We start from the raw sequence: 25,614 nt of genomic DNA, 5'->3' as shown, positions 1-25,614 counted from the left end.
GCTGCTTCGCATGGAACAAGCTCGTCGATCAGCCATGGCGGATCATGTCCATCGGGATGCGCCAATGGGCAAATGGGTTCTGATCATTGCACCTTAGTATAAATCGCCGGACACATCGGTTGACCGCCGGCTGGTGCTGCGCCCGCCTCACAAGCCGGTGATGCAACGCGCCGGTCGCCTGCATCCTCTCGCCCTGGGCGGCCGGCCATTGCTGGAAGAGAGTGGCTCGATCGTCCAAAGACATGTGTTCGATCGGCGAGCAGGTCATTACTCAGGATACGACCGCAACGAGCGGTCGATCACGGATGATTGTACCGAGAAGCCAGGACGGCATCCGGGAAATAATCGCGCCGGACAGGATATCCTGGAGGGCGAGGTCGTCCGAGGTCACCTGGTCTATCTGCGTGGACCAGGTCACGAAGCCTTGTTCATCGCATGTCTCGACGGTGACCCTCGTCCGGTCCCCGACCGATCGGCATGTGCCGTACAGCATCGCCCGGGCTCCCATATCCCGAACCGCTTCAGGCACGGTGTATGGCCGGTCCTTATACTGAAAGACCATCATTCGCGGCGCGAGTTTGAGCCTCGAACGCTTGCTCAGCGCGAATATGAGCTGGTCTGTCAGGCCATCGGCGAACCTGTCCTGACGTTCGCACCCAGACAAGGCGCGGAACGGCATGACCGCAAGATCGACCGTCCGGCCCTTCACTACCTCATCGACTTCATTGGCAGCTTCGGGTCGTGCGAACGCGGAAAGGATTTCGAAGGAGGGGACATAGCCGCCGGTCGGAAGGGTCACCCGCACGGCATCCCGCTTGCCGGGGCCCTGATAATGTTCGTTCAGCTTTCGCCTGAGCCGGCGGGCTTCCACGCGTACAGCCGAGTCGATCTTGGGATCGTAGGGGGAAGATCGGCCGTAGAGGGCATCCCCGATCACAAGCTCTTTGAGAGTGTCGCCGCGTCCGGATAAGGTCTCGTTGACGACATATTCCAGCAACAAATACAAGCCGTTGCTCTTCGCGAACGCGGCACTGGTGCGCAGGTCGTGGAGATGGCCCTTTATAAGGGATTTGTACTTTTCGCTCATCGCCGCCTCCAAGGTCTGGAGCCATGCGTTCACGCTAAGCGAGGGCGATCGTCTCCGACGATTTAATTGTTCCAAAAACTTCCAAATCGGGCCTGTTACCATCGTACGGCAATATCCTGCGCAACAAGCTCCGACGATACCAGTCTCTCGAGATCATCTCGCGCCTGGCGGGCCTCCGACGTCCGTTGACGCCCCTCGTAGAACGCAGCCAGATCCGAGCCGGCCCTGAGATGCCAAAGTTGTGCGCCTTGCCGCACCGCCTCCTCCCGCGCGGCGCGAAGTTCTGCCTCCGCCGCGGCCGGATTGCCCGACAGCACACTCAGCAGGGCCTTGCGGCGGCTATATTCGGGGCCGCAGAAGCCGTTATGCGTCACACGTCGCTGCTCGAACTCGGACACGCTGTCGCGAGCCTCGGTGATCCTGCCTAGCGTCATAAGACTGGTCGCCACCACGCCGACAAAGAAGGGGTCGAAGGGGCCGTAATGCGCACTCTCAAGCTGTGAGAGCCCAGCCTTCAGACGGTCCACCGCGCTCTCATGTCGGCCCGACGCGGCCGCCAGGCAGCCCTTGAGGCACAAAGCGACGCCGTAATGGCTGAACAGCGAATGGTTCTTCGCGGTGTTCATCATCTCATCGACCAGCGGCGTCACTACCGCCACCGGCTGATTCATAAGCAGCATGGTGAAACAGGACCATTGGAGTGCCTCACAGATGGGTAAAGCTTTCTTGGTCGATCGCGCCTCCGTGATGGCGGTCTCCGCGTCGGCCAGTCCCTCGGCGACGTCGCCCTGAAGGCATTTGGCGATCGACAGCAACCCGTAGACATCGGATCGCCGATCAAATCCGGTGATCGTCATGAAGAATGCCCGCATCGCCGGCGTTTCCTCGACCAGGAATTTCTGCAGATAGTCGCGCGCCGCGGCGAGATCGCCGATGTGATGTACGGTCGTGCCTCGCGCCCATGATGCTGTCGCTCCCAGATGTGCGCGATCGACCAGAAAGGCGAGGGGCACATCATCCGGATTGGCGATGTCGGTCAGCAGGGCCAGGCTTTCCAGCTCACGGGCCTGTTGATCGGCCAACGCATAATCTGGCATCCGGATATTGTAGGTCCAGCGGCCCAGGAGAAGGCGGACGCGCTCGAGCAACTGGTCGCGATCCATCGCGCTTTGCTGACGCTCGGTCCAATCCTGATAACTTGTGTCGCGCGCGCCTACCGTGAAGATCTCGGTGGCCTGGATCGCGATGTCGATTGCCGCGCCATAAGGTGACTCCCGCAGGGCGGGATCGAGCCCCTCCATCAGCGCATTCATCCGCGTACCGCATTCGGTCAGGAGCGAGAGACCGAACCAGATGGGAAGTGCACCGGCGCCGATCGCGAGCGCCACGGCGATATCGCCCTCCGGTGACGTTGCCCAGCGCAAGGCTGCGCGGATGTTATCGAGTTCGAGCACAAACGGGACATGGTTCTCGCTCGCCGGAGCAAACTCGCCCGCTCCATGCAGTGCGCGCGCGAAATATTCGGCGTGGCGCCGGTTCGCCTCTAATGTGTCGCCGGCTCGATCGAGCGCTCCGATCGCGAATGCTCGTGTCGTTTCCAGAAGCCGGAACCGCAGGCGGGAATTGCGCAGATCGGGAGTGACCAGCGACTTGCGAACCAGGCGCGCGATGATCTCCGCTACCACGGTATCCTCGCCGACGCCCGCGACGGCAGCGGCTGCCTCGATCGTGAAACCTCCGCTGAAGACCGCGAGCTGGCGGAATATACGCTGATCCTGCTGATCGAGAAGCTGGTAGCTCCAATCCAGGGCTGCGGTCAGGGTGCGGTGCCTGGGCAGGACGTTACGATGGCCGTCCGACAAGAGCCGAAGACGATCATCCAGGCGTGTCGAGAGCCCTTTAAGCCCGAATATAGGCACGAGCGCGGAAGCGAATTCGATGGCCAGCGGAACACCGCCAAGCTTGCGACAGATGAGCGATGCGGCGAGCGCATCGTCGTCGGCGAGCGTGAATTCGCCATCGACAGACCTTGCGCGCTCGCACAAGAGCTGAATCGCGGAATAATGCAGTGCCTCCCGCGCTCCCACCAACTCGTGTTCAGGCGGCACGCCAAGCGGTTCGAGCCGAAGCACTGTCTCGATTGGGATCGTCATCGGCTCCCGGCTGGTGGCCAGGATCGACACCGAGCGGGCGGATTGCAGGATGCCGTAGGCGATCGTCGCGACGGCCTCGATTACATGCTCGCAATTGTCGAAGAGGAGGAGCATCTGCTTCTCCGACAGCGCGCTAATGATCGCGGGCATGGGGTTGCTGGACCGCACCTCGAGCCCCAGCACGGTCGCGACGGCCGAGGGAACGAGCGTGGCATCCGTGAGCGCTGCAAAATCCACGATCCATACGCCGTCCTGCCACCGGCTCAATTCCTGCTCGGCCACATTCAGCGCGAGCGCGGTCTTGCCCACGCCTCCGGTCCCCACAATGGTGGTAAGCCTTTGGGTCGGGAGCTTCGACCGCAGCGAGTCGATGATATCGGACCGGCCGATGAGCCGGGTCATGAGCAATGGTAGATTGCTCGGCCGATCGCTGTCCGTTCCGGCATGGGGAGCGCTGTTGCTCTCGACAATCACGGGAGCCACGAAACGATAGCCGCGGCCCGGCACAGTCACGATATAGGGTGTTGAGACGCTGTCATCGTCGAGGGCGCGGCGCAGGGCGCTCATATGGACCGAGAGGTTTGCCTCCACGACAATGGTGTCGGGCCAGATTTTGTCGATGATGTCGGCCTTGGTGACGAGATCGCCCGCATTACTGACCAACAGGACCAGGATCTCGGCCGCCCGGCTTCCGAGCCGCACCGGTTCGTCATGTCGAAGAAGTAACCCGCTATCGGGTAACAGGCAGAACGGCCCAAATCGCATCTGGTAACTCATCGGCGCTCCCGTGTTGGGCGGATATGGCGACTCGTGCCTCTCGCACTTGGGGTGCGTTCACCCACAGGAGCTATTGAACCACGCGTACGCTCATGGTCGCCACTGATTATTGCTTCCTTGTGGCGCTCCGGCTCCAATCTGAACCTCCCTAGCCGGGGCGAAGCTGGGCGCCAGACCCCGTCCGTGAGTGGAAGTCGCTAACAGGCAGGTCACCTCGGCGCGCTTCGGCCGATCTGTTCTTGCTCCTAAACGTCACTCTGCTCGGCACCCAACTCCGAGGCTCCATCGTCCCATGGAGGGCAGACGTGACGCAGAACAGCCAATATCGCCTCGCAGGCGAGATGATAGCCAAGATCCATGCCGTGCTGGGAAAGCATGAGGGCTATCGAACGCTGCACGCGGACGGACGCTTTTACCGGGGCACCTTCCAGGCATTTCCCGCTGCCACGACCTATACACGCGCCATCCATCTGCAGGGCGACGAAATCCCGATTACAGTCCGCTTCTCCAAGGGTGGAGGCGACCCCCTGGCCCATTTCAGCGCGACCGTCGGCATGGCGACCCGCTTCTATCTCCCGGACGGTCGCGTGACCAACCTCGTCATGCTCAGCCAGAAACTCTTCATCGCCCGCTCGATCGACCAGTTCATCACGCTCGTCGATGCGGCTGCTCCCCTGTCGCCCGGCGGACCACCGAACTTCGATGGCCTGAAGGCGATCCTGCCCGACCACCCCAATGCGGCAGCCGTCCTGAAAATGCGGGCCGAGTCCCCGGCACCGGTAAGCTTCGCGCACACGGCATTCCACGCGGTCCACGCTTTCAATCTCGTCAGTGCCGAGGGCAAGGTTACGCCAGCGCGCTTCCATTGGAAGCCCGTCGCCGGGGTACGGGGACAGTCCACCGAGAACCTTGCGGCAGCTGACATTTCGATTCTGTTCGACGAGTTGGACGAACGCCTCGCAGCAGGTACGGTCGCCTTCGATCTCGTGATCGAGCTCGCTCAACCCGGCGACATCCTCGACGACGCGACCCACCTGTGGCCTGAGGGCCGAACCAGGGTCCCGATCGGTCGGCTGACGGTCGAACGCCAGACCTCGGAAGACGAGATCGGCGATCGGGTCATGAACCACGACCCCAGCATGCTGGTCGATGGCATCGAGGCGACCGGCGACCCGATCCTGCAAATTCGCCGCGGTGTCTACGAAGTCTCGGCCGCACTCCGCAGCGGAGGATGGCGGCGTGGATCCGCCATGGCGGCAGCGAATGAACCAGCCAACCCGTGACCCTCAGGAGCCCGCTATGAACGGTACATTCTCCCCCAATGAACGCACTCAGGACAACCCTGAGGTTCGCCAGCAGCCCGACGGCCCCGGCCTTCGCTACGGAAAGCGCGCCGAGGTCACCGCCGTTGCGCCGATCATTCCTGGCACGATCGACCTGTTCCAGGAACGCATCGCCCAATTCCAGGCGGAATCGCGCTATTATGAAGGGCGCATCGGCACCGTTCATGAGCTGCGTATCGTCCTCATCAACGACAACACGCAGGCACTCGTCACCGTTACATATGACGGCGACTTCAAGCCCTATCTCGAGGACATCCTTCGCGAAGGCGGGCCGTGGTTCGATGCGCTGTTTCAAGGTGTCTGGGAAGGCTACGGCAAATCCAGTGAACCCGAAACGCGAGCGCTGATCCTTGACTCGCTCGTCACGGCATCGATGTTCTACGTCAATCACTACGAGCTGTCGGTGAAAGACGTCGCTCGGTTGAAGCGCCAAAGCGCGGCGCTCACCGAACTGCTCGACTCCGTTAACTGACGATGACGGTCGCGCTCGACCTTGCGGAGATTCAGGGCACGGTTCTGCGGAACCGTCCCATGCCCTATTACGGGGCCTATCTGCTGTTCCGCGTCGATCATGCCGTTTCCGCGCGGGAGGGCGTGAAGCGCCTGTTGCCGCACGTTACCTCCGCGAAAGACTGGGATGCGCCTGCGGATCAGGCCTGGATCAACATCGTGTTCACAGCCGAGGGTTTACGCCGCATTGGCGTTCCCTCCGAAATTGTCGATGGCTTCCCGGTTCCATTCGTTCAGGGGATGGCTGCGCGACGCGTCTTCCTCGGCGACGTCGGCGATGCAGACCCCTCCAATTGGGACTGGCCGCACGGCGGCAACGGCTTCCATCTCGGTCTATTCCTCATGGGACAGAGCGAGGAGGCGCGCGCCGCAAAGCTGGCCTTGGGCCATGAAGCGATGCGCGGCCTTCCGGGCCTTCGTCTGCTCGCTCATCTCGATGTCGGGATTCCCCCGACGATGCGGGAACATTTCGGTTATGTCGATGGCCTGAGCCGTCCCTTCATAGAAGGGGAGGGTGGGGAACCGCTGCCGGGACAGGATGTCACCAAGGCGGGTGAGTTCGTCCTTGGTTACGAAAACGAGCTCGGCCATATCGCAACGGGCCCTGGGCCTGAGATTTTCTGGCGCAACGGCACCTTCCTCTCGATCCGCAAGATCCGCCAGAATGTTGCCGCCTTCCGGCGCTTCCTGCGGGAGAATGCCGAAACCCCGGACGGTGAGGAACTGGTCGCCGCCAAGATGATGGGCCGCTGGCGCAGCGGCTGTCCGCTCGCGCTATCCCCGGACAAAGACGATCCCAGCATAGTCGTGGATCCGCTCCGCCGCAACGATTTCAAATATACCCAGGACGATCCCGACGGTCGTAAGACCCCCGTCGGCTGCCACATCCGCCGGATCAATCCGCGCGACGCGCTCGACGGGACTATCTCGGATGCGCGAACGCACAGGCTTTTGCGACGGGGTGCCGCCTACGGTCCCGTGCTGCCAGAAGGCGCAATGGAGGAGGATGGCGAAGATCGCGGCATCGTGCTTGCGCTCATCAACGCCGACCCGGCCCGCCAGTTCGAGTTCGTCCAGTCGCAATGGATCAATGATGGCGATTTCGTCGGCGAGGGATCGCGTTCCGATCCCATCGTAGGGCGCAGGGATCTGGCCGACGATTACGCCTACCCTGCCAAACCTGTCCGGAAACGCCTCAAGGGCCTGCCGGACTTCACAGTGGTGCGCGGCGGTGAGCACGTTTTCGTTCCCAGCATTTCCAGCCTGCAATGGATCAGCGGCCTCTCGGGCGGGATCGGCAATTCCCCATGACCGAGGGCCACGCCTTTCGTCCTGAAGAGAGGCCCATGTTCGCGGGCTCGCCCTTCTCCCCGTCGCACCCGCTGGGACGACGGCTGGCCTATTTCGCGTTTGGGCTCTTTCTTGGTGTGACTTCGACTTTCGGGAACGCACTCACGACGGTCAACACCGGGGTTATCGCGGGTCCGCTCGGCCTCTATGCTGCGGAAGCTGCCGCGCTGCCGGCGATCTATGTCGCGATGAATGCGACCGCCAATCTGACACTCGTCAAAGCCCGCGCCCAGTTCGGCATTCCCGAAACCACTTGCGCGATGCTGGCGCTCTATGCGCTCGTCGGCGCCCTCCAGTTTTTCAATTCGAGCTTCGTCAGTGCGGCCATGCTTCGTGCGTGCAGCGGCCTTGCCGCCGGTGCGATGATCACTCTCGGCGTCTACTATCTGATGCAGGCGTTTCCGCCCAAGGCAAAGCCGCTGGGCGCCGTGATCGGCATCGGCCTGCCCCAGATCGGAACCCCGCTCGCCCGCATGGTTCCGGTGGACGTGCTCACGCAACACGGCCTCTGGGGTCTTCATGCCATCGAGGTTGCGCTGGCATTGTTCACGATCGCGGCGATCCTGCTCCTGCCGCTGCCTCCGAGCGAGAGAAGCAAGGCGTTCGTCCCCCTCGACGCGCTGACGATCCTCCTGTCCGTCACCGGCCTTTTGCTCCTGTGCCAGGTGCTGGGGCAGGGGCGCACGCTCTGGTGGACCGATACTCCTTGGTTAGGCGTAGCACTGGCGCTCGCGATCCCGCTGCTCGCGGCCGCCTTCCTGATCGAAACCCACCGCAGGAATCCCCTCGTCCATTTCGAGTGGCTCGGCACATGGGGCATATTACGCTTTGCCGCCGTCGCACTAGTTATGCGTCTGGCTCTCGCCGAGCAGACCTATGGCGCGGTCGGGCTGCTCACGTTGGGAGGCATCAACAACGACCAACTGCGGCTCCTGTTCTTCATCGTCGCGATCGCCATGTTCGCGGGCATCATCACTGCCGCGCTCACCCTCTCCCAGCGCAGACTCCCCTGGCAGGTCCTTGTCGCGGCGCTGATCATCGCGGGTGGGGCGTGGATCGACAGCGACGCGACCAACCTGACACGCCCCGACCAACTCATTCTCAGCCAGGCCATGATCGGCTTCGGCACCACGCTCTTCGTAGGTCCCGCGCTGCTCTACGGCTTCCTGCGGATGATCCAACGGGGCGGCGACCATCTGGTGAGCTTCGTCGTCACCTTCAGCATCACCCAGAATGTCGGCGGGCTGATGGGATCCGCTCTGCTCGGCACGCTTCAAAACATTTGGGCGCGCACTGCCACCAACGTCCTGGCGGCCGATATGGTGGCGGGCGACCCGCAGACCGCTGCCCGGATTTCCGGCGGGGCTTTGTCGCTGGCCGGCGCGCTCGTCGACCCCGCGCAGCGCTCGATCCAGGGCGCCGGGCTCCTCGCGCAGGCAATGGCGCGCGAAGCGGCGATCATCGCCTTCACCGATACCTTCCGGTTCGTCGCGGTGCTCGCGCTCGCCACCGCCGTCTTCATCATGGTGAACATCTGGATGTCACGCCACCGCAAGGGAGATCCCGCTTGACCGCCGCTGCCCAACCCTCGCAGCAGACCGAGGAGGCGCCTGCTTCCGGCCACTGGCAGCCCGCGCGCCGCCGTCCGCTGGCGATCTTCGTGACCTGTGTCCTTGTTGTCGTCGCCCTGCTGCTCGTCCTCGCAGCCTGGGGCCTGCCGCCCTTTTCGGCCAGAAGCGAGAGCACCGACAACGCCTATGTCCGAGGGCGGACGACCGTCATCGCGCCGCAGGTCAGCGGTTATGTGATGCAGGTCCTGGTTCGTGACTATGAGACGGTGAAGCCCGGCCAGATTCTCGTGAAGATCGATGATCGCATCTATCGCGCGCGGGTCGAGCAGGCCCGCGCCAATCTGGCCGCTGCCGAGGCCGCGCTCGCCAATTCGACGCAGGCGCGCGCCGCGCGGACTGCGGGGCTTGAAGGTCAGGTTGCCGGTGTTGCCAGCGCGCAGGCGCAACTCGTTCGCGCCCGTGCCGATATGGACCGTGCCAATGACCTCGCGCGCGATGGCTCGATTTCATTGCGCGAACGCGATCAGACCCTTGCGGCTCTCGCCCTTGCACAGGCTCAGGTCCGTCAATCCAGGGCTTCGACTGAAATCGGCCGTCAGGACATCCGCACGGTCGATGTCGGGCGCGGCGGTCTCGAGGCGCAGGTCCAGGCCGCGCGTGCGCAGCTTCACGCCGCCGAGATCGATCTCGACCATACGGTGATCCGCGCACCAGAAGGCGGGACGCTCGGCGAGGTCGCTATCCGGGTAGGGGCCTATGTGACCAATGGCACACAGCTTCTCGCGGTCGTGCCGCCCGAGCGCTGGATCATCGCGAATATGAAGGAAGCCCAGACCGGACATATCCGGCCCGGCCAGTCCGTGAGGTTTACCGTCGATGCCCTGGCGGGCGAGAAATTCGTCGGTCGTGTCGAGCGCCTTGCGCCAGCCGCAGGCTCGGAGTTCGCCGTGCTCAAGCAGGACAATGCGACCGGCAATTTCGTGAAGGTCCCGCAGCGGATCGGCGTGCGGATCGCGGTGGATCCCCGCCAGCATGATGTCGGCCGGCTGCTTCCTGGCATGTCGGTCGAGATCAGGATCGATACGGGCTCCTCGTCATGATTCGTCACTCGGCCGCAGTCGCCGGCTTCCTGATCCTCGCCGCCTGTGCCGGCCCACGGCCCGCGATTCCGCCGCGCGCTGCCGTTACCCTGCCGCAGGCATGGCGCAGCAGTGGGGAAGGCATAAACGCGTCGATCGATCAGGCTTGGTGGTCACAATTCGGCGATCCGGAGCTGACGGGCCTCGTGCGAGACGCGCTTCGCGATAATGATGACCTGGAGATAGCGGCGGCACGGGTTGAAGAAGCCCGGGCACAGCTTGCCGCCGCGCGGGGAGCGCAACTTCCAGTGCTGCAGGCTGCCATGTCGGGTGGTCGAACGCGAAGCGTCAACCCGTTCGGCATCGACGTGAAGCAATGGGCCGGGCAGGGGGAACTCCAATCCTCCTTCGATCTCGATCTGTTCGGCCGGCTGAAGAACAGCACTGCCGCCGCCCGCGCCAACCTGCTCGCGACCGGCTATAGTCACGACACGGTGCGGCTTGCTGTGGTGACGGCCGTCGCCAGCACGTACGTCCAGCTCCGGACGGCAGATGCACGTCTCGACCTGCTCAGGCGGACGCTCGATGCGCGCGGCGGCACTCTCAAGCTCATCCGCCGGCGAGCCGAGGCGGGCTACGGGTCGCAGCTTGATCTCGCCCAGGCGGAAGCGGAATATGAAGCCACCGCGCAGGCCATTCCGCCGGTCGAACTGGCGATCGCGAAACTGGAAAACGGGCTTAGCATCGTTCTCGGCCGCGCGCCGGCGCCGGTCGTGCGCGGGAAGAGCCTGGATGAGATCGCGCTGCCTACCGTGCCGGTGCAGTTGCCGGCAGCTATCCTGCGCCGACGGCCCGATCTGGCGGTGTCCGAGCAGCAGATTGTTGCTGCCGATCGGTCTCTGGATGCCGCGCGCGCCGCTTTCATGCCCAACATCAGCCTCTCCGCATCGGGCGGTTTCGTCTCCTCCTCGCTCCTGCCCAATGACCCGCTGTCCATCTATTCGCTCGGAAGCAGTATCCTCGCGCCCATCTTCAACGGGGGCCGGATCAAGGCACAGGCGGACAGCGCTGCCGCGCGGCGCGATCAGGCAGCCTTCGCCTATCGTCGGGCGGCCCTGACCGCTTTCCGTGAGGTCGAGGACGGCATGGCCTCGGTTCGGCGATTGGGTGAGCAGGCAAGCGCACTGACCCGTCAGCGCGATGCTCTCGCCCGCACCCAGAACCTGGCTTTCCGTCGCTACAAGGAGGGATATTCGCCCTATCTCGAGGAGCTCGATGCCGAACGAAGCCTGCTGTCCGCGGATCTGGCTCTGGTCCAGAATCGCAGCGATCGGCTGATTGCGGCGATCTCGCTTTTCCAGGCGCTGGGCGGCGGGTGGCAACCGGCACCGGCAAGCGAGTGACGCGTCATGGCGCGCCTCCTCATGTTCCTTCTGTTTCTGGCCCTCGTCATAACCGGCGGGATGGCGGTGAAGTCCTGTTCGAACCCGCCTCCGTCGCCTCCCACCAGGGTTGATGGATCCGCGCTGGTCGCCCTGCGCGATGGGTCCACGCTGATGGCGGAGCGTGGAACGGTCGGGCGCGAACTCGCCGATTGGCTGGCGGCCGAAGGACCGGCCGCGAGATCATTCGAACTCGGCGGGCGGGAGTTTGAGGGGCGGACGGCCACGCCGACACCCGAATCTCTCGGTCGCGTCTCGCGGCTTGTCGCCATGCTCCGCGCCAACCCCAGGGTGAAAGTCACGATCATCGGGCATACCGATCCTTCTGGCGATGCGGATGCCGACCGCGCGCTTGGACTTGACCGAGCCGAGGCCCTGGCCATCCTGTTACGAGACGGTGGTGTTTCCACGTCGCGGATCACTACACAGAGCAAAGGCTCCAGCGAGCCGATCGCGTCCAATGACAGTGCGGCAGGCCGCGCCAGGAATCAGCGCGTAACCTTGATCCTCAGCCGAAAGGACTGAGGTGGACGGATCGGGCTCCATTCTCACGGCGATGGTGGGCCTTGCCGGCGCCGCGGTCGGCGGCTTCGGCTCGTTCATGACATCCTGGCTCACGGTTCGCGCACAGATTTCACAGAAGGTCAGATCGGAAGCGCGCAGCCGGCGCGAAACAATCTATTCTGAATTCATCAAGGAAGCGACGCGCCTCTTCGGCGATGCCCTGGGTCACGAACGCGAGGATATCTCCGATCTCGTCACGCTCTACTCGCTCGTCGCCACAATGCGTCTGGTCGCCCACAACGAAGTCATCGAGCGCGCCGAGCGCGTCCTCGATGCCATCGTCAAAGCCTATCTCGGGCCAAATCATACCCTCCACGAACTGCGGCAGTTCGCGAGCGAGGGCGGGATGGATCCGCTCCGTCAGTTCAGCGAAGCTTGTCGTGCGGAACTCCAGCGCTTTGGCGATGCCTGACACGTCATGCGGTACGATAGCAGCGCATCGACCGCCAGGAGCGAGACCGCCAACACACAATTATCGCCACTGGAGTTGACGATCATCATGATCGCCGCGCACCCAAAGGAGTGGCCGCTTCCAACCGCTCGCGTTGCCCGGCTGTTATGGCAAGCGCGCTATGGGGCCAGGGTGAGGCCTCTCGCGAACGCGCGCCTGGAAGCACTTCGCCGTTATGCCGCCGGTCTCCATTCCGGCCGCTACTTTGATTCGCCGACCAACGCCGAAGCGCTCTTCATCGACGCGGGGTGGCATCCCGACGACATTTCGATAGTCCGGGCGGCCGTCCGACATTTTGGGACGACCCCGTGCCGCGCCTTTTGGTCGCTTGTTACCGATATGCCGCAGCGCGGAAGCGAGGGCGCAGATTCAGCTGCCTGGCACCCGGATTGCCACGAAAGGCGCGAGGCAAGCGCAGGCGTCCGACGAGCGTGACGACAAGGAATGACCGTGTAATCCCGGCCCGGGATCGATATTATGTCCAGGTTGCCCTCATTGCGGCGGATCTTGCGCCCAGGCGATGGATGGCCGCCGGCGCTGCTGTTGACATGCTGAACTGCCACAGAGTGGCGACGTGGCCTGCGCCGCTAACTGCTACTCACTCCCGCGCTGGCGCTCGCCGCGCTAGCGCTAAGAATCTCTGAGCCGGGGGGGCACATGGCAGGCTTCAAGAGCACGACATTTCTGATGAGTATCTGCCTCCCTGCAGTTGCCGCCAGCGCCAGTGCGGACGGCACTGGCGGCGTTTGGCGCAATCCTGAGGACAGCGTTCACGTCGAGGTCCAGCACTGCGGGACCGGCATGTGTGGGACCGTCATCTGGGCCAACGAGAAGGCGATCGCAGACGCGAAGCGAGGAGGCACGGACAATCTGATCGGGCTTCAGTTGTTCAGGGATTTTACCCGGGATCGTAAGGGAATTTGGCACGGGCGGGTGTTCGTTCCGGATATAAATAAGACGTTCTCCGGAACTATTGAGATATTGGACGAGAACACACGGCGCGGCTCAGGCTGCTTGCTCGGGCGATTTGCATGCAAATCTCAGACCTGGGTCCGGGTAAAATAGCTTTTTACCGACCTTTTCACGAGCCATCGACGCTGACGGCCTCTGAATTCGGCCGGTCATGCGGCATCGCGACGAGGAGATGAATTTTCCCATGAGTTGCCAGGTCTGCCCTGTTCGGGATCGGGCGTTATGCTCGAGTTTGGCGGACGATGAGCTGTGCGAACTCAAATATATCGCTCGTGAGCGGCTGGTCTGCCGAGAGCAGACCATCTGCTGGGCAGGCGAGGAAGGGCTGATTTGCGCCAACGTAGTGACAGGACTCTTTAAGGTCACCGCCGCCTTGGGCGATGGGCATGATCAGACCGTGGGAATCCTCTATCCGGGCGACTTTATCGGCAGCCCAACGCCTTCAACGAACAAGTTTTCGATAACGGCGCTCACGGATTCCTCGATCTGCGTTTTCCCGCGTCACCTCCTTGAAAAATTCTTGTCCGCGCACAGCCATATGGAACGGGTATTGCTCCAACGGACACAGGCATCGCTCGATGAGGCCCGCGAGAGGATCATGTTACTCGCTCATCGATCCGCTGAAGTGCGCGTGGCCACCTTCCTTGTCGACATGGCGCGGAGATCGCCGGTCAAAACCCGCGTCCCCGATCGAACCGAAAACTTGCCCAGCATCGAACTGTCGCTCTCCAGAGCCCAGATGGGCGAGATACTTGGTCTTAGCAACGAAACGGTGAGCCGGGTGCTGTCACGCCTAAGCAGGCGCGGGCTCGTTGACTTCCCTAACGGCCGGAGGGTCGCAATTCTGAATAGAAGCGCACTGTCCGAAATCGCGATACCATAGTTCGCGATCAATCGCTGCGTCGCCCTCGCGATGTAGAGGTGTCCGATCAGGTGATCGGGGAGGTGGCGTGGATGGCGTCTTGTCAGAACCGGACTGGCGCCGTTTGACGCCGATCTGCCCTCATGCGTCACACTTCACCCGAACATCGAGAACGATCTTCCTGATGCGGGCAGAGCTATCACCCGCCGCACTTGGGCATGCGATCGTCGCCGGTAATGCACACCAACGCCCGTTGCACGAGGCAGGTGGTCACACGGACACGGGAGGGAATCTCAACGAGCTATCATAGGCTCCTCGCAGGCGCCGGTTATCAGCCTCACTCACATCTCCAAGCAATCTTCCCGTCATCAAGACGCGTCAACGCGCCAGCGAGGTCCAGCTGAGCGGTCTCATCATGCGTCAGGCGAGCGAGGGTGTACACCATTCTCGAAGCGCGACCGATCGCTTGCGATGTCCCAACGAGCGGCCGGAACCGACCGATCCAAATTGATCGGGAACGTCAGGCTTCGCAATACCCTGGCGGTGCTGGCCAGCGCATTGGCGCGCAATCACGAGATGCGTCGCGCCTTCGCTGCCAACCTCACCCGGTCGCGCGGGAATTCCCGCTCCGTGACGTGAATCAGGAGCCTGCCTGATCTCGGTCAGCCAACACCATGCGCGCAGGCAATGAAATTGCTCGGACTTCCGACCACAACATGCAGCGTGTGCCCGCCGGCGCGGACAAATTCCAAGGCGCGGGCGCTACTCGCTTTTGCCGAGCATGAGGAGATTGCATGACACGCACTGTAGCCATGCGGAAAACGGACCGCGCCAACCTCAGGTCGATCGCAGTCGCGGGGCTCGCCGCGTTATCGATCTTGTTCTTCGCCTTCGGCCTTGCCTGTCCATCTTTCGCCAGCACGGCACCCAACGCATCGGCGGTTCCCGGCGGGTATGAAAGGTGGCTGGGGTCCGTGGAAGGAAAGGAGGGAACCCCATCCGGAGGCGCCATACTCTACGATCTACGATTCCGCCCCGACGGAACCGTCTCGATTGAAAAGTCGGAGGGCGTCCATCTCGTAAAGGATCGGGCCAATTGGACGGCCGGCGGCGACGGCTCTCTGCGCATTGAGGGCGGGGAGGGAGCAATCCCCGAGATCGACGGGGCGCTCTTTGCGCACCCCGACCATCGTCATCTTACAACGAAGCTCGCTCGCGGCCCCACCCTCAGCCTGCGGCCCTCGATCGGCTGGATAACCTGGCTTCATTACGCCTTCTTTTGTGTCGTCGTCATTTTCCTGGGCAACGAACTGGCGCGTCGATCGAAGATCGCGGCCTACACGCTGTTTTTGGTCTTCCCCGTGGCGCTGCTGCCACTTTGGCTCCAATCGGACTTTGATACGCTATTCCGATGGGCCAAGCTCTACTCGGCCATAATCGGTGCGGCTCTTTTCACGCTGTTCCGCTTCAACGGCCTACATCGCTATAATTGGGTCAAAATCTTGGTTGCCGCAGTATTGGCGGTCAACATCGCCGAGGCTGTCAGCCAGGATATTGCCTCGGGCGCGCTGGCGAATCTCCTCAATGCCGCAGCGGGCGTTCTCAATATCCTCACGATCCATCGTTGGTTGGGTATCCGCCGCGATGATGATGCTCCTCACGACATGCTCTGGCCAGGGATGACGGTAGGCTGGATCATCGCCTATGATCTATGGAACATCACGTTCGTTTATCTGAATTTCCCGAACACGGTGTTTTTTACGGCTGCGATCGTCATTGCCCCGACCATTGCAGCGCTTTTCGTGAAGAAGGGCACGTGGTTGCAGGCACGGGCCTACACCCTCGCGATCTACATGATGTACATCTTCAGCTTCGAGCTCCTGCTAAACAGGGGCATTGGCCTCGATCTATCGGTTCCATTCCCTCGCAGCGAAGGGATCGCGCTCGGAGCGGCCATCGTCAGCTTTGGCTGCAACCTCGGATATGCGCTGCTGCACTATCGTTGGCGCATGACCGGTCGGGCCCCCGCTCACCTGCAGATCGGTCAAAGCGAGAGCGTCATCTGACCTCGCGGTCGACCACGTTCAACATATTCTCGAAGGATGAACTCATGATCCGATCTTCGCGCTTACGTCTCGCCGGCCTTCTAATAGGCACCATGATGAGCATTTCCGCCAAGGCCCAGGTCGCTCCATCGCCCGAGGCACAGGCGGCAAACGACGCGAACAGCCCGCTGACGCCGACCATCATGCTCAGCGCCCATAACTATTACATACCGTCGCTCAATGGCGTTCCGGATCGGGATGCCGACGTCACGCTTTTCCGCGGGCTTCTGCCTCATCTGACCTTTGGAAAGCCTCAGCTGTTCCGATTTACCCTTCCCGTCTCCACGACGCCCACTTTCCCGACGGGGAGCAAGACTGGCGTGGGGGATTTGCTGCTTATGGACCTGGTGATGTTCCCTGGGAAGAAGGTCTCCTTTGGCGTGGGCCCGGTCGTCGTGGCTCCGACCGCCAGCAGCCAAAGGTTCGGCAATGGCAAATGGCAAGTCGGGGCATCAGGGGCGGTCGTCGCCCCGCAGTCCTGGGGGCTCCTCGGAGGTCTCGCAATCTATCAGCACTCGGTCGCAGGTGATAACGATCGAAGCGACGTCCGGCTGCTTACCGTTCAGCCCATCGCATTCTACAACTTGCCCAAGGGCTTCTATCTCAGGTCGAGCGGAATATGGAACTTCGACCTGAAGACGGGTAACCATTACGTGCCGGTGGGGGCCGGCGTAGGCAAAATTTGGGCCATAACCAAAAAGGTGCGGCTCAACACCTTCGCTGAGCCTCAGTATTCGGTCATTCAAAAGGGCATAGGGGCGCCAAAATGGCAGATCTATGCCGGTGTGAACGTCCAGATCGCCGCTCGATGAACGACGTGGCAAGTGCTACGGGTCTGCGGCGACTGCGGCTTTATCCCGCTCAAGCGATCTCCGGTTGAATGCCACCGCGCCGGGGCTCTTCTTTGGCTCCTTTCAGCCAGGCTCAATATAACAAGGCTGCAGTAGCGCCCCCGCGCCGTCGGCCATTGGAGCGGGTGAAATGTTGGTAAGCAAGGTAACCCACCGGCTCCACAGGTGGGTGGTGCCGATGGTCTCGAATCCAACCATCTGAGCCGCAGTGGCGATGGCGGCGAAGCCGAAGCCCGCTCGGGCGTCGGGCCTTCGGCTTGCCAACCAGATTGCCAGCAATAGTGTGACTGACTCGGCGAGTTGAAAGGACAGCCGGAAACCGCCGAAGCCGGCCCACCCTCCATGCGGAAAACTGGGTATCGTCGGAAACAGGCGTCCGATGATCGGCGGCAGGACGAGAAGCGCAGTTGCCAGCATAGCCGCGGCATGCGCTTCTATCCGACGCCGATTAGCGAAGGCGTAGACAACCATGGCGACGACGGATGGACCGGCCACCATATCGGCGATCACGGGCCGGGCGCCGTAGGCCGCATGAAAGGGGTCGGCGCTCGAGAATCCTGGCAGCACTTCGAAACATGGCACCGAAAAGGAAGCGGACGGGCCGAGTCGCATCTTGAGTCCCGACAGTCCTGGCGTCGATCTTTGGCGCCACCCGTCATGATTGTCGTCTCGTCTGGATGATCCACATCGGTCAACGCGTGATATTCGATCCTCCGGTTCTACCAAAATCCGGTAGCGGTTACGCCGGAAGTGGGGCTTCTGCCCCCCGGAAGAGGCGTGCCGTATTGACCAGCGCTCCTGCGCGTCAAATCGCCGGACGCGATTTCGCCTGATCCATCTTCGCAAGGTGTCGCTCCGATCAAGCCTTATCGGAAATCGCGCGCCTTGACCTTGATGCCCTCGGTCGTCTGGCCAGGAACGATGCCGGACCCGAGCCGGAGATCTGGATCTTATGCCGATGGCGAAACTATGCCGACCCGGCTCGGTAAATCTCGGGATTTCCGCTGATTTTGCGCCATCCGCGCGGCATAAACGTAACTCCTCTGCAACGACAGCAGTGGAGAGGCAGTATGGAACACGGCACCTGGGCGAGCGCGACCATGCAATCGGAGTTTCCCGGTTGGCCACATGGAGCGCATATCCCCCAATATGCAGAGCGGCTGAGGATAGCCGGCTTCACCACCGATCTTATCAGGCGCTCCGTTTGGACGATTGGTCATTTCTGGGCGTGGGCCCGGGATCGGGACCACACCGGCGGATCCATTGATGAGGCTACGATCACCGCGTTTTTGGCCTGGCGCCGTGAGAACGGACGCTACCGACACGGCCCCCGGCGCGCCCTCGGGCGCTTTCTGGTACTCCTGCGAGAATTGGGAGAAGCTCCTCCGGCGCCTCAGCCAGAGGATGAACCGTCCAGAGCTTTAATAGAGCGCTACCGATGCTATCTGATAAATCGTGGGTATAGTGCGGCGACCATTCGTCACCGTGCATGGTTTGCCGCTGAGGCTGCCGATGCCCTCCTGTTTGGCCGAGGCCTCACGCCTGGCAACCTGACTCCTGGGGATATCGTGCATTATGTCGAAGCCCAGGCACACCGTCGGGGCGCAGGCACTGCACAAACCATGTGCAGCTCTTTACGTTCATTCCTAGGATTTCTCAGGCAATCAGGGGCAATTTCGACTGATCTTGCCGCCGCTGTTCCGTCGGTCAAATCGTGGAAGCGAACTACCCTGCCAACATTTCTTTTGCGGGACCAACTGGAACAGGTGCTGGCTGAATGCGACCGCACCACTTCAGCCGGACGCCGTGACTATGCGATCTTGCTGATGATGGGTCGCCTGGGAATGCGCGCAACCGAGGTTGCGACGCTCGTTTTGACCGACATCGATTGGTCTGAAGGCACTATTCAGATTACGAGCAAAGGAGGGCGTCGGGCCAAGCTGCCGCTGCCGGATGACCTGGGTGCGGCCCTAGCAGACTATTTGGAGCATGGTCGGCCTCGATGCGGCTATCGAGAGGTTTTCCTGCGGGTCGAGACGCCGCACGGTCCATTTCCATCTTATAGTGCGGTCAGCTTCATCGCTCGGCGTGCCTTGGCGCGAGCCGGCATCACGGGTCTCGCCCACTGTCATGCCCATGTGTTCCGGCACACGGCAGCTACCGAACTCCTCAGGGCGGGAGCCACACTCGGTGAGATCGGACAACTTTTGCGGCACCAGGATCACGATACGACCCGGATCTATGCGAAAGTGGATTTGGCAAGCCTTCGGCGGCTTGCGCGGGCATGGCCGGGAGCCGTGCAATGAACGGCCTCGATGAAGCCTTGACGGGCTACCTCACACTGCGGCGAGGTTTCGGCTTTAAACTGACCTCGCAGGAAGCTCGGTTACGCAGCTTCACTCGCTTCCTGGCAGAACGGAACGCGACGGTGGTTACTGCAAAGCTAGCAGTCGAATGGGCCGGAGGGGGCTGCGGCTCGCCAACATGGGCATCTCGATTGTCGACTGTCCGCTCATTTTGCCGTCATCTTGCCAACCTCGATGCCCGCACGGAGATACCGCCACAGAAGGTTTTTCCCCCGCAGCGACGGCCTACGCCATACATCTTTTCCGAAGCTGAGGTCTTGGACCTTGTCGCCACTGCACGCGCATGGCCGACCCAGTATCCTTTCCAAAGCCACAGCCTCCACTGCGCGTTCGGCCTGCTGGCCGCGACGGGCATGCGCTCAGGCGAGGTTTTCAATCTCCAGCGGAATGACGTGGACTTACGCGAAGGCCTGCTGCAGGTTCGCCAGAGCAAATTCGGGAAGTCCCGCATCGTGCCGATCGACGGCACGACGGCTGAGGCCCTCGAAAGATATGCCACGCGTCGCGACAATCGTGTCGTGACATGCAGCAGCCCATTCTTCATCGTAGGCGATCGCGGCGCAGCGCTCCGTCATGATAGCGTGCATCGGGTATTCATGGGCTGGGCATACCAGACTGGTTTGCGGACGAAGAAAAAGCGGGGTGGGCCGCGCCTTCACGACCTACGTCACACCTTTGCGGTTCGGACCCTGACCGAGTGGTATCGCGCGGGCGAGGATATAGATCGGTTGCTACCCGTTCTTTCGACCTACCTGGGGCACACCCACACGCGTGACACCTACTGGTATCTCACTGCGACCCCCGAGTTGCTAGGGCACGCCGCCGCCAAGCTGGATCAGCATTGGGAGGCTCGGTTATGAACATCCTCCCTGGCCTGATCGAACGCTTCTTCAACAAGCGTTTGATCCAGCAACGCGACGTGAGCCAGCACACCGTCGCGTCCTATCGTGACGCTTTTCGGCTGTTGCTCGGCTTTGCCTATCAAGCGATCCGCAAGGCCCCGTCCCATTTGACATTGGGCGATCTAACCCCCGCCTTGATCGTCGCGTTTCTCGATGACCTCGAGCGAGAAAGGGGAATCAGCGCCGCAACCCGCAACTTGCGCCTCACCGCAATCAAAGCGTTCTTCAATTTCGTGGCATTTGAGGAACCCGCCTTTGCTAGCCAAGCCCAGCAGATTGGGGCAATTCCGAGCAAAATTGCCCGTAAACGTGAACTGCAATTCCTCGACCGTGCCGAGATCGAAGCGGTGCTGGCTGCACCTGACCGGACAACCTGGATCGGGAGGCGGGACCACCTTCTAATGTTACTCGCCGCGCAGACTGGGCTGCGACTATCAGAGTTGATAGGGCTTGAGCGTGACGTGGTATCCCTCGGCGTTGGCGCTCATGTCCGATGTCTAGGCAAAGGCCGCAAAGGCCGATCGACGCCACTGACCCGTGTCACGCGCGATGCGCTTGCTCGATGGTTGGAGGAACCATCGATGTCCCGTGAGACAAGGCTTTTCCCGAACATCCACGGCGGCCCCCTTAGCCCAGACGCAGTACAGAGGTTGCTGTCAAAGCATGTCGCTGTCGCGTCCCGAGGTTGTCCGTCCTTGATCGCAAAACGGGTGTCGCCTCACGTGTTGCGCCACAGCGCCGCAATGGCATTGCTCAGCTCGGGCGTCGATAGCGCGGTTATCTCGCTTTGGCTGGGGCATGAGTCCAGTTCATCAACCCAAGCGTATCTCCACGCCCACCTCGGGATGAAAGAAGCGGCACTCGCAAAGGTCCGTCCTCTCGGCGACCACACGCCTGGCAGGTTCAAGCCTGACGACCGCCTCCTTAGATTTCTGAATAGTCTATAGCGCTGGCCGGCGGTTTGGCTTGCCAACCGCCGGTTCATGCTCCGAGGCGGGACATCGGATTTCGCAGGCTGACTGCGCTGAACTCGATTGACGTCCCGCGACCATCTCTATATTTCGACCTTTATCGAATCATGGAGATTGAGATGAACGCCAACGCCGTCATCAAAGCCCTTGGCGCACTCGCGCAGGAACATCGCCTCGCCGCCTATCGCCTGCTCGTACAGGCGGGCGAGAAAGGTCTGCCCGCAGGCGTGATTGGCGAGAAGCTGGGCGTCGTGTCGTCGTCCATGAGCTTCCATCTCGCAGCGCTGGCCAATGCGGGTCTGGTGACCCAGCGCCGCCAAAGCCGCCTTATCATCTACACTGCCAACTATCCGGCAATGAACGGGCTGATGGCCTATCTCACCGAGAATTGCTGCGGCGGTGTGCCCTGCACGGATGACGTGCTCTGCTGCCCAAACCCTTCCACAACCACACAATCCGCACCCGAGAAGGATGTCGCATGACCGACCGTATCTTCAACGTGCTGTTCCTCTGCACTGGCAACTCTGCCCGCTCGATCATTGGCGAGGTGCTTACCAACCATTACGGCGCCGGGCGCTTTCGTGCCTACAGCGCCGGCAGCAATCCTAAGGGTGATGTCCACCCGATGGCCATCGAAACGCTCGGCGGTCTTGGCTACGACACCTCTGGCCTGAGGTCCAAAAGCTGGAACGAGTTCACCGGGCCTAACGCTCCCCAGTTCGATTTCATTTTCACGGTGTGCGACAATGCTGCCGGTGAGTCCTGCCCCGTATGGTTGGGCCATCCCATGACCGCGCACTGGGGCATCGAAGATCCAGCTGCCGTTGAGGGCGATGGGCAACGCCAGGCCTTCATCAATGCGATCTCCTATTTGCGGCGGCGCATTGAGCTATTCCTGTCGCTCAAGCTCAGCGTGCTCGATGGCATGGCCACCGAGCGCAAGCTCAAGGAAATCGGCCAGACAGAAGGCGCCAGCTTCAAAGCGGAGAACGCTCAGTGACCACCGACATCATCATCTATCATAACCCCGAATGCGGCACCTCGCGCAACGCGCTGGCCATGATCCGCAACGCCGAGATCGAGCCGCATGTGGTGGAATATCTCAAGACGCCGCCCTCGCGCCCGCTTCTCGAGAGCCTGATCGAACGCGCCGGGATGACCCCGCGCGCTCTGCTGCGCGAGAAGGGCACCCCCTTTGCCGAGCTGGGTCTGGGCAACACCGATCTCACCGATGAGCAGCTTGTCGATGCCATGATGGAGCATCCGATCCTCATCAACCGCCCGCTGGTGGTCTCGCCGCTTGGCGTGAAGCTGTGCCGTCCCTCCGAAGAGGTGCTGGACTTGATCCCCGCCGAGCAACGCGGTGCCTTCGCCAAGGAAGACGGCGAACAGGTCATCGATGCCGAGGGCAAGCGGGTCACGGCGGGCTGAATGGCCTCGGCGGTCTACATCAGGCAGGCCAAGGTGCAGGATGGCGGCGCAATCGCCGCCATCTATGCCCACCATGTCATGCATGGCACCGCGACCTTCGACACCGCCCCGCGCTCGGAAGCCGATACGCAAGCCAAAATCCTGGAATGCGTGGCGCGCGACTGGCCATTCCTCGCGGCGATCGGTGACGGCGTCGTCGTGGGCTACGCCTATGCGACGCAGTTCCGCGACCGCCCAGCTTATGTCTCGGCCTGTGAGAATTCGATCTACATCCATCCCGAACATCTGGGACAGGGTGTGGGCAAGGCACTGCTGGCGGCGCTGATCTCCTCTGCCGAGTCCAGCGGGTTTCGCCAGATGATCGCGGTGATCGGCGGCGGCGAGCCCGCCTCGGTCGCCCTCCATACCAGCCTGGGCTTCGAGCATGCCGGACGGATGCGTTCGGTGGGTCGCAAGTTCGGACGCTGGCTCGACACAGTCTATATGCAGATTGCGCTGGGGGCCGGTGACAGCGCCCCGCCGCCCAAGGAGCCGACATGACTCAGGCAAAGCGACCACGCCTGTCCTTCCTCGACAGGTATCTCACCTTGTGGATCTTCCTTGCCATGGCGCTGGGCGTCGGGCTCGGCTCGGTCTTCACAGGCCTGCCGCACCTGATCGGCAGCATGTCGGTCGGCACCACCAACATCCCGATCGCCATCGGTTTGCTGCTGATGATGTATCCGCCTCTCGCGCGCGTGCGCTATGAGGAGCTGCCGCAGGTCTTCAAGGACCGGCGCATCCTTGGCATCTCGCTGCTCCAGAACTGGATCATCGGCCCGGTGCTGATGTTCGCGCTGGCCGTGCTGTTCCTCTCGGACAAGCCGGAATATATGACCGGCCTCATCCTCATCGGTCTGGCGCGCTGCATCGCCATGGTCATCGTGTGGAACCAGCTGGCCAAGGGCGACAATCAGTATGTCGCGGCACTGGTGGCCTTCAACTCGATCTTCCAGCTGCTGTTCTTCAGCGTCTACGCCTGGTTCTTCCTCGCCTTCCTGCCGCCGCTGCTGGGGCTCAAGGGCCATGTGATCGATGTGAGCTTCGGCACCATCGCCCAGGCCGTGTTGATCTATCTGGGCGTGCCGTTCCTTGGAGGTTTCCTGACGCGCCGGGTGCTGGTCGCCGCGAAGGGCGAGGCCTGGTACGAAGGGCAGTTCCTGCCCCATATCGGCCCGGTGACGCTGGCGGCGCTGCTCTTCACCATCGTTGCCATGTTCAGCCTGAAGGGCGGCGAGATCGTGACGCTTCCGGGCGATACGCTGCGCATCGCCGTACCCCTGGCGATCTATTTCGCGGTGCAGTTCACCATCAGCTTCCTCCTCGGCAAGTGGATCGAGGCCGATTATCCGCGCACCACTGCCGTGGCCTTCACGGCTGCGGGCAACAATTTCGAGCTGGCGATCGCTGTCGCCATCGCCGCCTTCGGCCTGGCGTCGCCCGTCGCCTTTGCGGCAGTCATCGGCCCGCTGGTCGAGGTGCCCGTCCTGATCCTGCTGGTGAATGTGGCGTTCTGGTTCGGGCGCCGCTGGTTCTCCGACACCGTTCCCCTTGAGGCCTGAGTATGAGCGACTTTACCTTTACGCGCCTGCGCGACCTGCCCGATCCCGACCACCTGCCAGCCCTCAAGCCTGAATATGCCCATCTGCGCCCGGCGCTGGGGCTTGGGCCCATGGACCCGCCGCCGCGTATCCTGCTGCTCTATGGTTCGCTGCGCGAGCGTTCCTATTCCCGCCTGGTGATCGAGGAATCGGCTCGCCTGCTGCGCTATTTCGGTTGCGAGACGCGGATCTTCGATCCTTCCGATCTCCCTCTGCCCGATCAGGTAGCGGGCGACGATCATCCGGCGGTGGCGGAGCTGCGCGAACTCTCGCTCTGGTCCGAAGGGCAGGTCTGGTGCAGCCCAGAGCGGCATGGCCAGATCACCGGGGTCATGAAAGCGCAGATCGACCATCTGCCCCTCGCCATGAAGGGGATGCGTCCGACGCAGGGCCGCACGCTGGCGGTGATGCAGGTCAGCGCCGGATCGCAGTCCTTCAACTCGATCAACACGCTGCGGGTGCTGGGCCGCTGGATGCGGATGTTCACTATCCCCAACCAGTCCTCGGTGGCGAAAGCCTATGAGGAATTCGACGAGGCCGGGCGGATGAAGCCCTCGGCTTATTACGACCGGATCGTCGATGTGATCGAGGAGCTGGTGCGCTTCACCGTGCTGTTGCGCCCGCATGTTGATCAGCTCGTGGATCGCTATTCGGAGCGGGTCGAGAAGGATCGCCCGGTCGAGACCCATGTCGAGAAAGCAGATCTGGCTGGCGCCTGATGGTGTGACTTCGGTCAAATATGCGACTGTTTCCCAGTGACTGGCACGATTGCAAACCAATCGTGCCAGCCCCGGCGCATTATCGCTTGTGGATCGCCGTCACCTCGCCGGCGCTGCCCTTGATCGTGATATCGAAATCGACCTTGTCCCCCACCGCAACCGCATCGGTGACACCCGGAGCCGCCTTGAAGCCCATGGTCATGGCCGGCCATTTCGCCTCGGGGATGGCGTCATGCGAGAGCGTGATCATACTGGCGGTCTTGTCGATCGCGGTCACGATCCCGTGGCCTTTGGCTTCAATGGCTGCCGCTGCCGAGGGCTCCATCGCCATGGTGCCCGGCATGCTGCTGCTGGTGGCGGAGATAGGCTGGCTGCTGTCCTTAGATGCCGGTGCCTCCGCTTTCTTGTCGCAGGCAGCGGTCAGCGCGGCGAGGCCGAGCGCAAAGGTCAGTCGAAGGTAGGTCATGG

25 protein-coding genes are annotated in these 25,614 nt (G+C 62.2%); 21 read left to right on the top strand and 4 right to left on the bottom strand.

The features are described 5' to 3' along the window. Positions 1-271 precede the first annotated feature (271 nt). Together FHT19_RS20105 and FHT19_RS20100 are read right to left on the bottom strand one after the other, a co-directional pair. The gene (locus FHT19_RS20105) at positions 272-1,087 is read right to left on the bottom strand and encodes a hypothetical protein (RefSeq protein WP_169476514.1); all 816 of its coding nucleotides are present in this window, start codon (positions 1,085-1,087) and stop codon (positions 272-274) included. A gap of 95 nt (positions 1,088-1,182) precedes the next feature. After that, positions 1,183-4,017, bottom strand: coding sequence for a winged helix-turn-helix domain-containing protein (locus FHT19_RS20100; protein ID WP_169476513.1), 2,835 nt, complete (start codon positions 4,015-4,017; stop codon positions 1,183-1,185). A 305-nt stretch (positions 4,018-4,322) separates the two neighbouring features. Here FHT19_RS20100 and FHT19_RS20095 point away from each other — a divergent pair, with 305 nt between their 5' ends. From FHT19_RS20095 to FHT19_RS20040, 12 genes are all read left to right on the top strand, one after another. After that, positions 4,323-5,300, top strand: coding sequence for a catalase (locus tag FHT19_RS20095; RefSeq protein WP_169476512.1), 978 nt, complete (start codon positions 4,323-4,325; stop codon positions 5,298-5,300). A 16-nt stretch (positions 5,301-5,316) separates the two neighbouring features. After that, entirely contained in the window at positions 5,317-5,832 is a 516-nt protein-coding gene (locus FHT19_RS20090) for a hypothetical protein (RefSeq protein ID WP_169476511.1), read from the top strand. 2 nt (positions 5,833-5,834) lie between these two features. Continuing rightward, positions 5,835-7,181 (top strand): peroxidase, encoded by a 1,347-nt coding sequence (locus FHT19_RS20085; RefSeq protein ID WP_169476510.1) that lies wholly within the window; start codon positions 5,835-5,837, stop codon positions 7,179-7,181. Beyond that, the gene (locus FHT19_RS20080) at positions 7,178-8,791 is read left to right on the top strand and encodes an MFS transporter (RefSeq protein WP_169476509.1); all 1,614 of its coding nucleotides are present in this window, start codon (positions 7,178-7,180) and stop codon (positions 8,789-8,791) included. The genes FHT19_RS20085 and FHT19_RS20080 overlap by 4 nt, the downstream gene beginning before the upstream one ends. Further along, positions 8,788-9,891 (top strand): HlyD family secretion protein, encoded by a 1,104-nt coding sequence (locus FHT19_RS20075; RefSeq protein WP_169476508.1) that lies wholly within the window; start codon positions 8,788-8,790, stop codon positions 9,889-9,891. Before FHT19_RS20080 ends, FHT19_RS20075 begins: the two co-directional genes overlap by 4 nt. After that, positions 9,888-11,273 (top strand): efflux transporter outer membrane subunit, encoded by a 1,386-nt coding sequence (locus tag FHT19_RS20070; protein WP_169476507.1) that lies wholly within the window; start codon positions 9,888-9,890, stop codon positions 11,271-11,273. Before FHT19_RS20075 ends, FHT19_RS20070 begins: the two co-directional genes overlap by 4 nt. A 21-nt stretch (positions 11,274-11,294) precedes the next feature. Then, a complete protein-coding gene (locus FHT19_RS20065) occupies positions 11,295-11,837 on the top strand; it encodes an OmpA family protein (RefSeq protein ID WP_248290569.1) in 543 nt (180 codons plus the stop codon). A gap of 1 nt (position 11,838) precedes the next feature. After that, positions 11,839-12,288 carry a hypothetical protein gene (locus FHT19_RS20060; RefSeq protein ID WP_211184957.1) on the top strand — a complete coding sequence of 150 codons (450 nt, stop codon included), beginning with the start codon at positions 11,839-11,841 and terminating at the stop codon, positions 12,286-12,288. 696 nt (positions 12,289-12,984) lie between these two features. Continuing rightward, on the top strand, positions 12,985-13,392 hold the full coding sequence (locus FHT19_RS20055) for a DUF2147 domain-containing protein (RefSeq protein ID WP_169476505.1): 408 nt from the start codon (positions 12,985-12,987) through the stop codon (positions 13,390-13,392). 79 nt (positions 13,393-13,471) lie between these two features. Beyond that, positions 13,472-14,182: a Crp/Fnr family transcriptional regulator gene (locus FHT19_RS20050; protein WP_246866370.1), complete on the top strand. Its 711-nt coding sequence runs from the start codon at positions 13,472-13,474 to the stop codon at positions 14,180-14,182. 773 nt (positions 14,183-14,955) lie between these two features. Further along, the gene (locus FHT19_RS20045) at positions 14,956-16,227 is read left to right on the top strand and encodes a DUF5692 family protein (protein WP_169476504.1); all 1,272 of its coding nucleotides are present in this window, start codon (positions 14,956-14,958) and stop codon (positions 16,225-16,227) included. A gap of 92 nt (positions 16,228-16,319) precedes the next feature. Then, entirely contained in the window at positions 16,320-17,078 is a 759-nt protein-coding gene (locus FHT19_RS20040; RefSeq protein ID WP_211184958.1) for a hypothetical protein, read from the top strand. A gap of 102 nt (positions 17,079-17,180) precedes the next feature. Here FHT19_RS20040 and FHT19_RS20035 read toward each other — a convergent pair whose 3' ends face one another. Further along, positions 17,181-17,627, bottom strand: coding sequence for a hypothetical protein (locus tag FHT19_RS20035; RefSeq protein ID WP_169476503.1), 447 nt, complete (start codon positions 17,625-17,627; stop codon positions 17,181-17,183). Between the two features lie 560 nt (positions 17,628-18,187). Here FHT19_RS20035 and FHT19_RS20030 point away from each other — a divergent pair. The 9 genes from FHT19_RS20030 (at position 18,188) to arsH (ending at position 25,146) form a co-directional block, all read left to right on the top strand. Continuing rightward, complete coding sequence (locus FHT19_RS20030; RefSeq protein ID WP_169476502.1) at positions 18,188-19,423, top strand: site-specific integrase; 1,236 nt, start codon at positions 18,188-18,190, stop codon at positions 19,421-19,423. Beyond that, on the top strand, positions 19,420-20,343 hold the full coding sequence (locus FHT19_RS20025; RefSeq protein ID WP_169476501.1) for a tyrosine-type recombinase/integrase: 924 nt from the start codon (positions 19,420-19,422) through the stop codon (positions 20,341-20,343). Before FHT19_RS20030 ends, FHT19_RS20025 begins: the two co-directional genes overlap by 4 nt. Next, a complete protein-coding gene (locus tag FHT19_RS20020) occupies positions 20,340-21,332 on the top strand; it encodes a tyrosine-type recombinase/integrase (protein ID WP_169476500.1) in 993 nt (330 codons plus the stop codon). The genes FHT19_RS20025 and FHT19_RS20020 overlap by 4 nt, the downstream gene beginning before the upstream one ends. Positions 21,333-21,475: 143 nt before the next feature. Next, positions 21,476-21,838 (top strand): helix-turn-helix transcriptional regulator, encoded by a 363-nt coding sequence (locus tag FHT19_RS20015; RefSeq protein WP_211184959.1) that lies wholly within the window; start codon positions 21,476-21,478, stop codon positions 21,836-21,838. Beyond that, positions 21,835-22,356 carry an arsenate reductase ArsC gene (locus tag FHT19_RS20010; RefSeq protein ID WP_169476498.1) on the top strand — a complete coding sequence of 174 codons (522 nt, stop codon included), beginning with the start codon at positions 21,835-21,837 and terminating at the stop codon, positions 22,354-22,356. Before FHT19_RS20015 ends, FHT19_RS20010 begins: the two co-directional genes overlap by 4 nt. Continuing rightward, positions 22,353-22,787 carry an arsenate reductase (glutaredoxin) gene (arsC, locus tag FHT19_RS20005; protein WP_169476497.1) on the top strand — a complete coding sequence of 145 codons (435 nt, stop codon included), beginning with the start codon at positions 22,353-22,355 and terminating at the stop codon, positions 22,785-22,787. Before FHT19_RS20010 ends, arsC begins: the two co-directional genes overlap by 4 nt. Beyond that, positions 22,788-23,327 carry a GNAT family N-acetyltransferase gene (locus FHT19_RS20000; protein ID WP_169476496.1) on the top strand — a complete coding sequence of 180 codons (540 nt, stop codon included), beginning with the start codon at positions 22,788-22,790 and terminating at the stop codon, positions 23,325-23,327. After that, a complete protein-coding gene (gene arsB / locus FHT19_RS19995) occupies positions 23,324-24,388 on the top strand; it encodes an ACR3 family arsenite efflux transporter (protein WP_169476495.1) in 1,065 nt (354 codons plus the stop codon). The genes FHT19_RS20000 and arsB overlap by 4 nt, the downstream gene beginning before the upstream one ends. Before the next feature lie 2 nt (positions 24,389-24,390). Next, positions 24,391-25,146 carry an arsenical resistance protein ArsH gene (arsH, locus tag FHT19_RS19990; protein ID WP_169476494.1) on the top strand — a complete coding sequence of 252 codons (756 nt, stop codon included), beginning with the start codon at positions 24,391-24,393 and terminating at the stop codon, positions 25,144-25,146. 79 nt (positions 25,147-25,225) lie between these two features. On the opposite strand, the gene FHT19_RS19985 is transcribed toward arsH, so the two are convergent. Continuing rightward, complete coding sequence (locus FHT19_RS19985; protein WP_169476493.1) at positions 25,226-25,612, bottom strand: copper-binding protein; 387 nt, start codon at positions 25,610-25,612, stop codon at positions 25,226-25,228. Positions 25,613-25,614: the final 2 nt, after the last annotated feature.

Source organism: Novosphingobium sp. SG919 (assembly GCF_012932495.1).
Taxonomy (GTDB): domain Bacteria; phylum Pseudomonadota; class Alphaproteobacteria; order Sphingomonadales; family Sphingomonadaceae; genus Novosphingobium; species Novosphingobium rhizosphaerae.
Note: the sequence above shows the minus strand (reverse complement) of the source record. Positions and strands in the feature narration are given on the sequence as shown.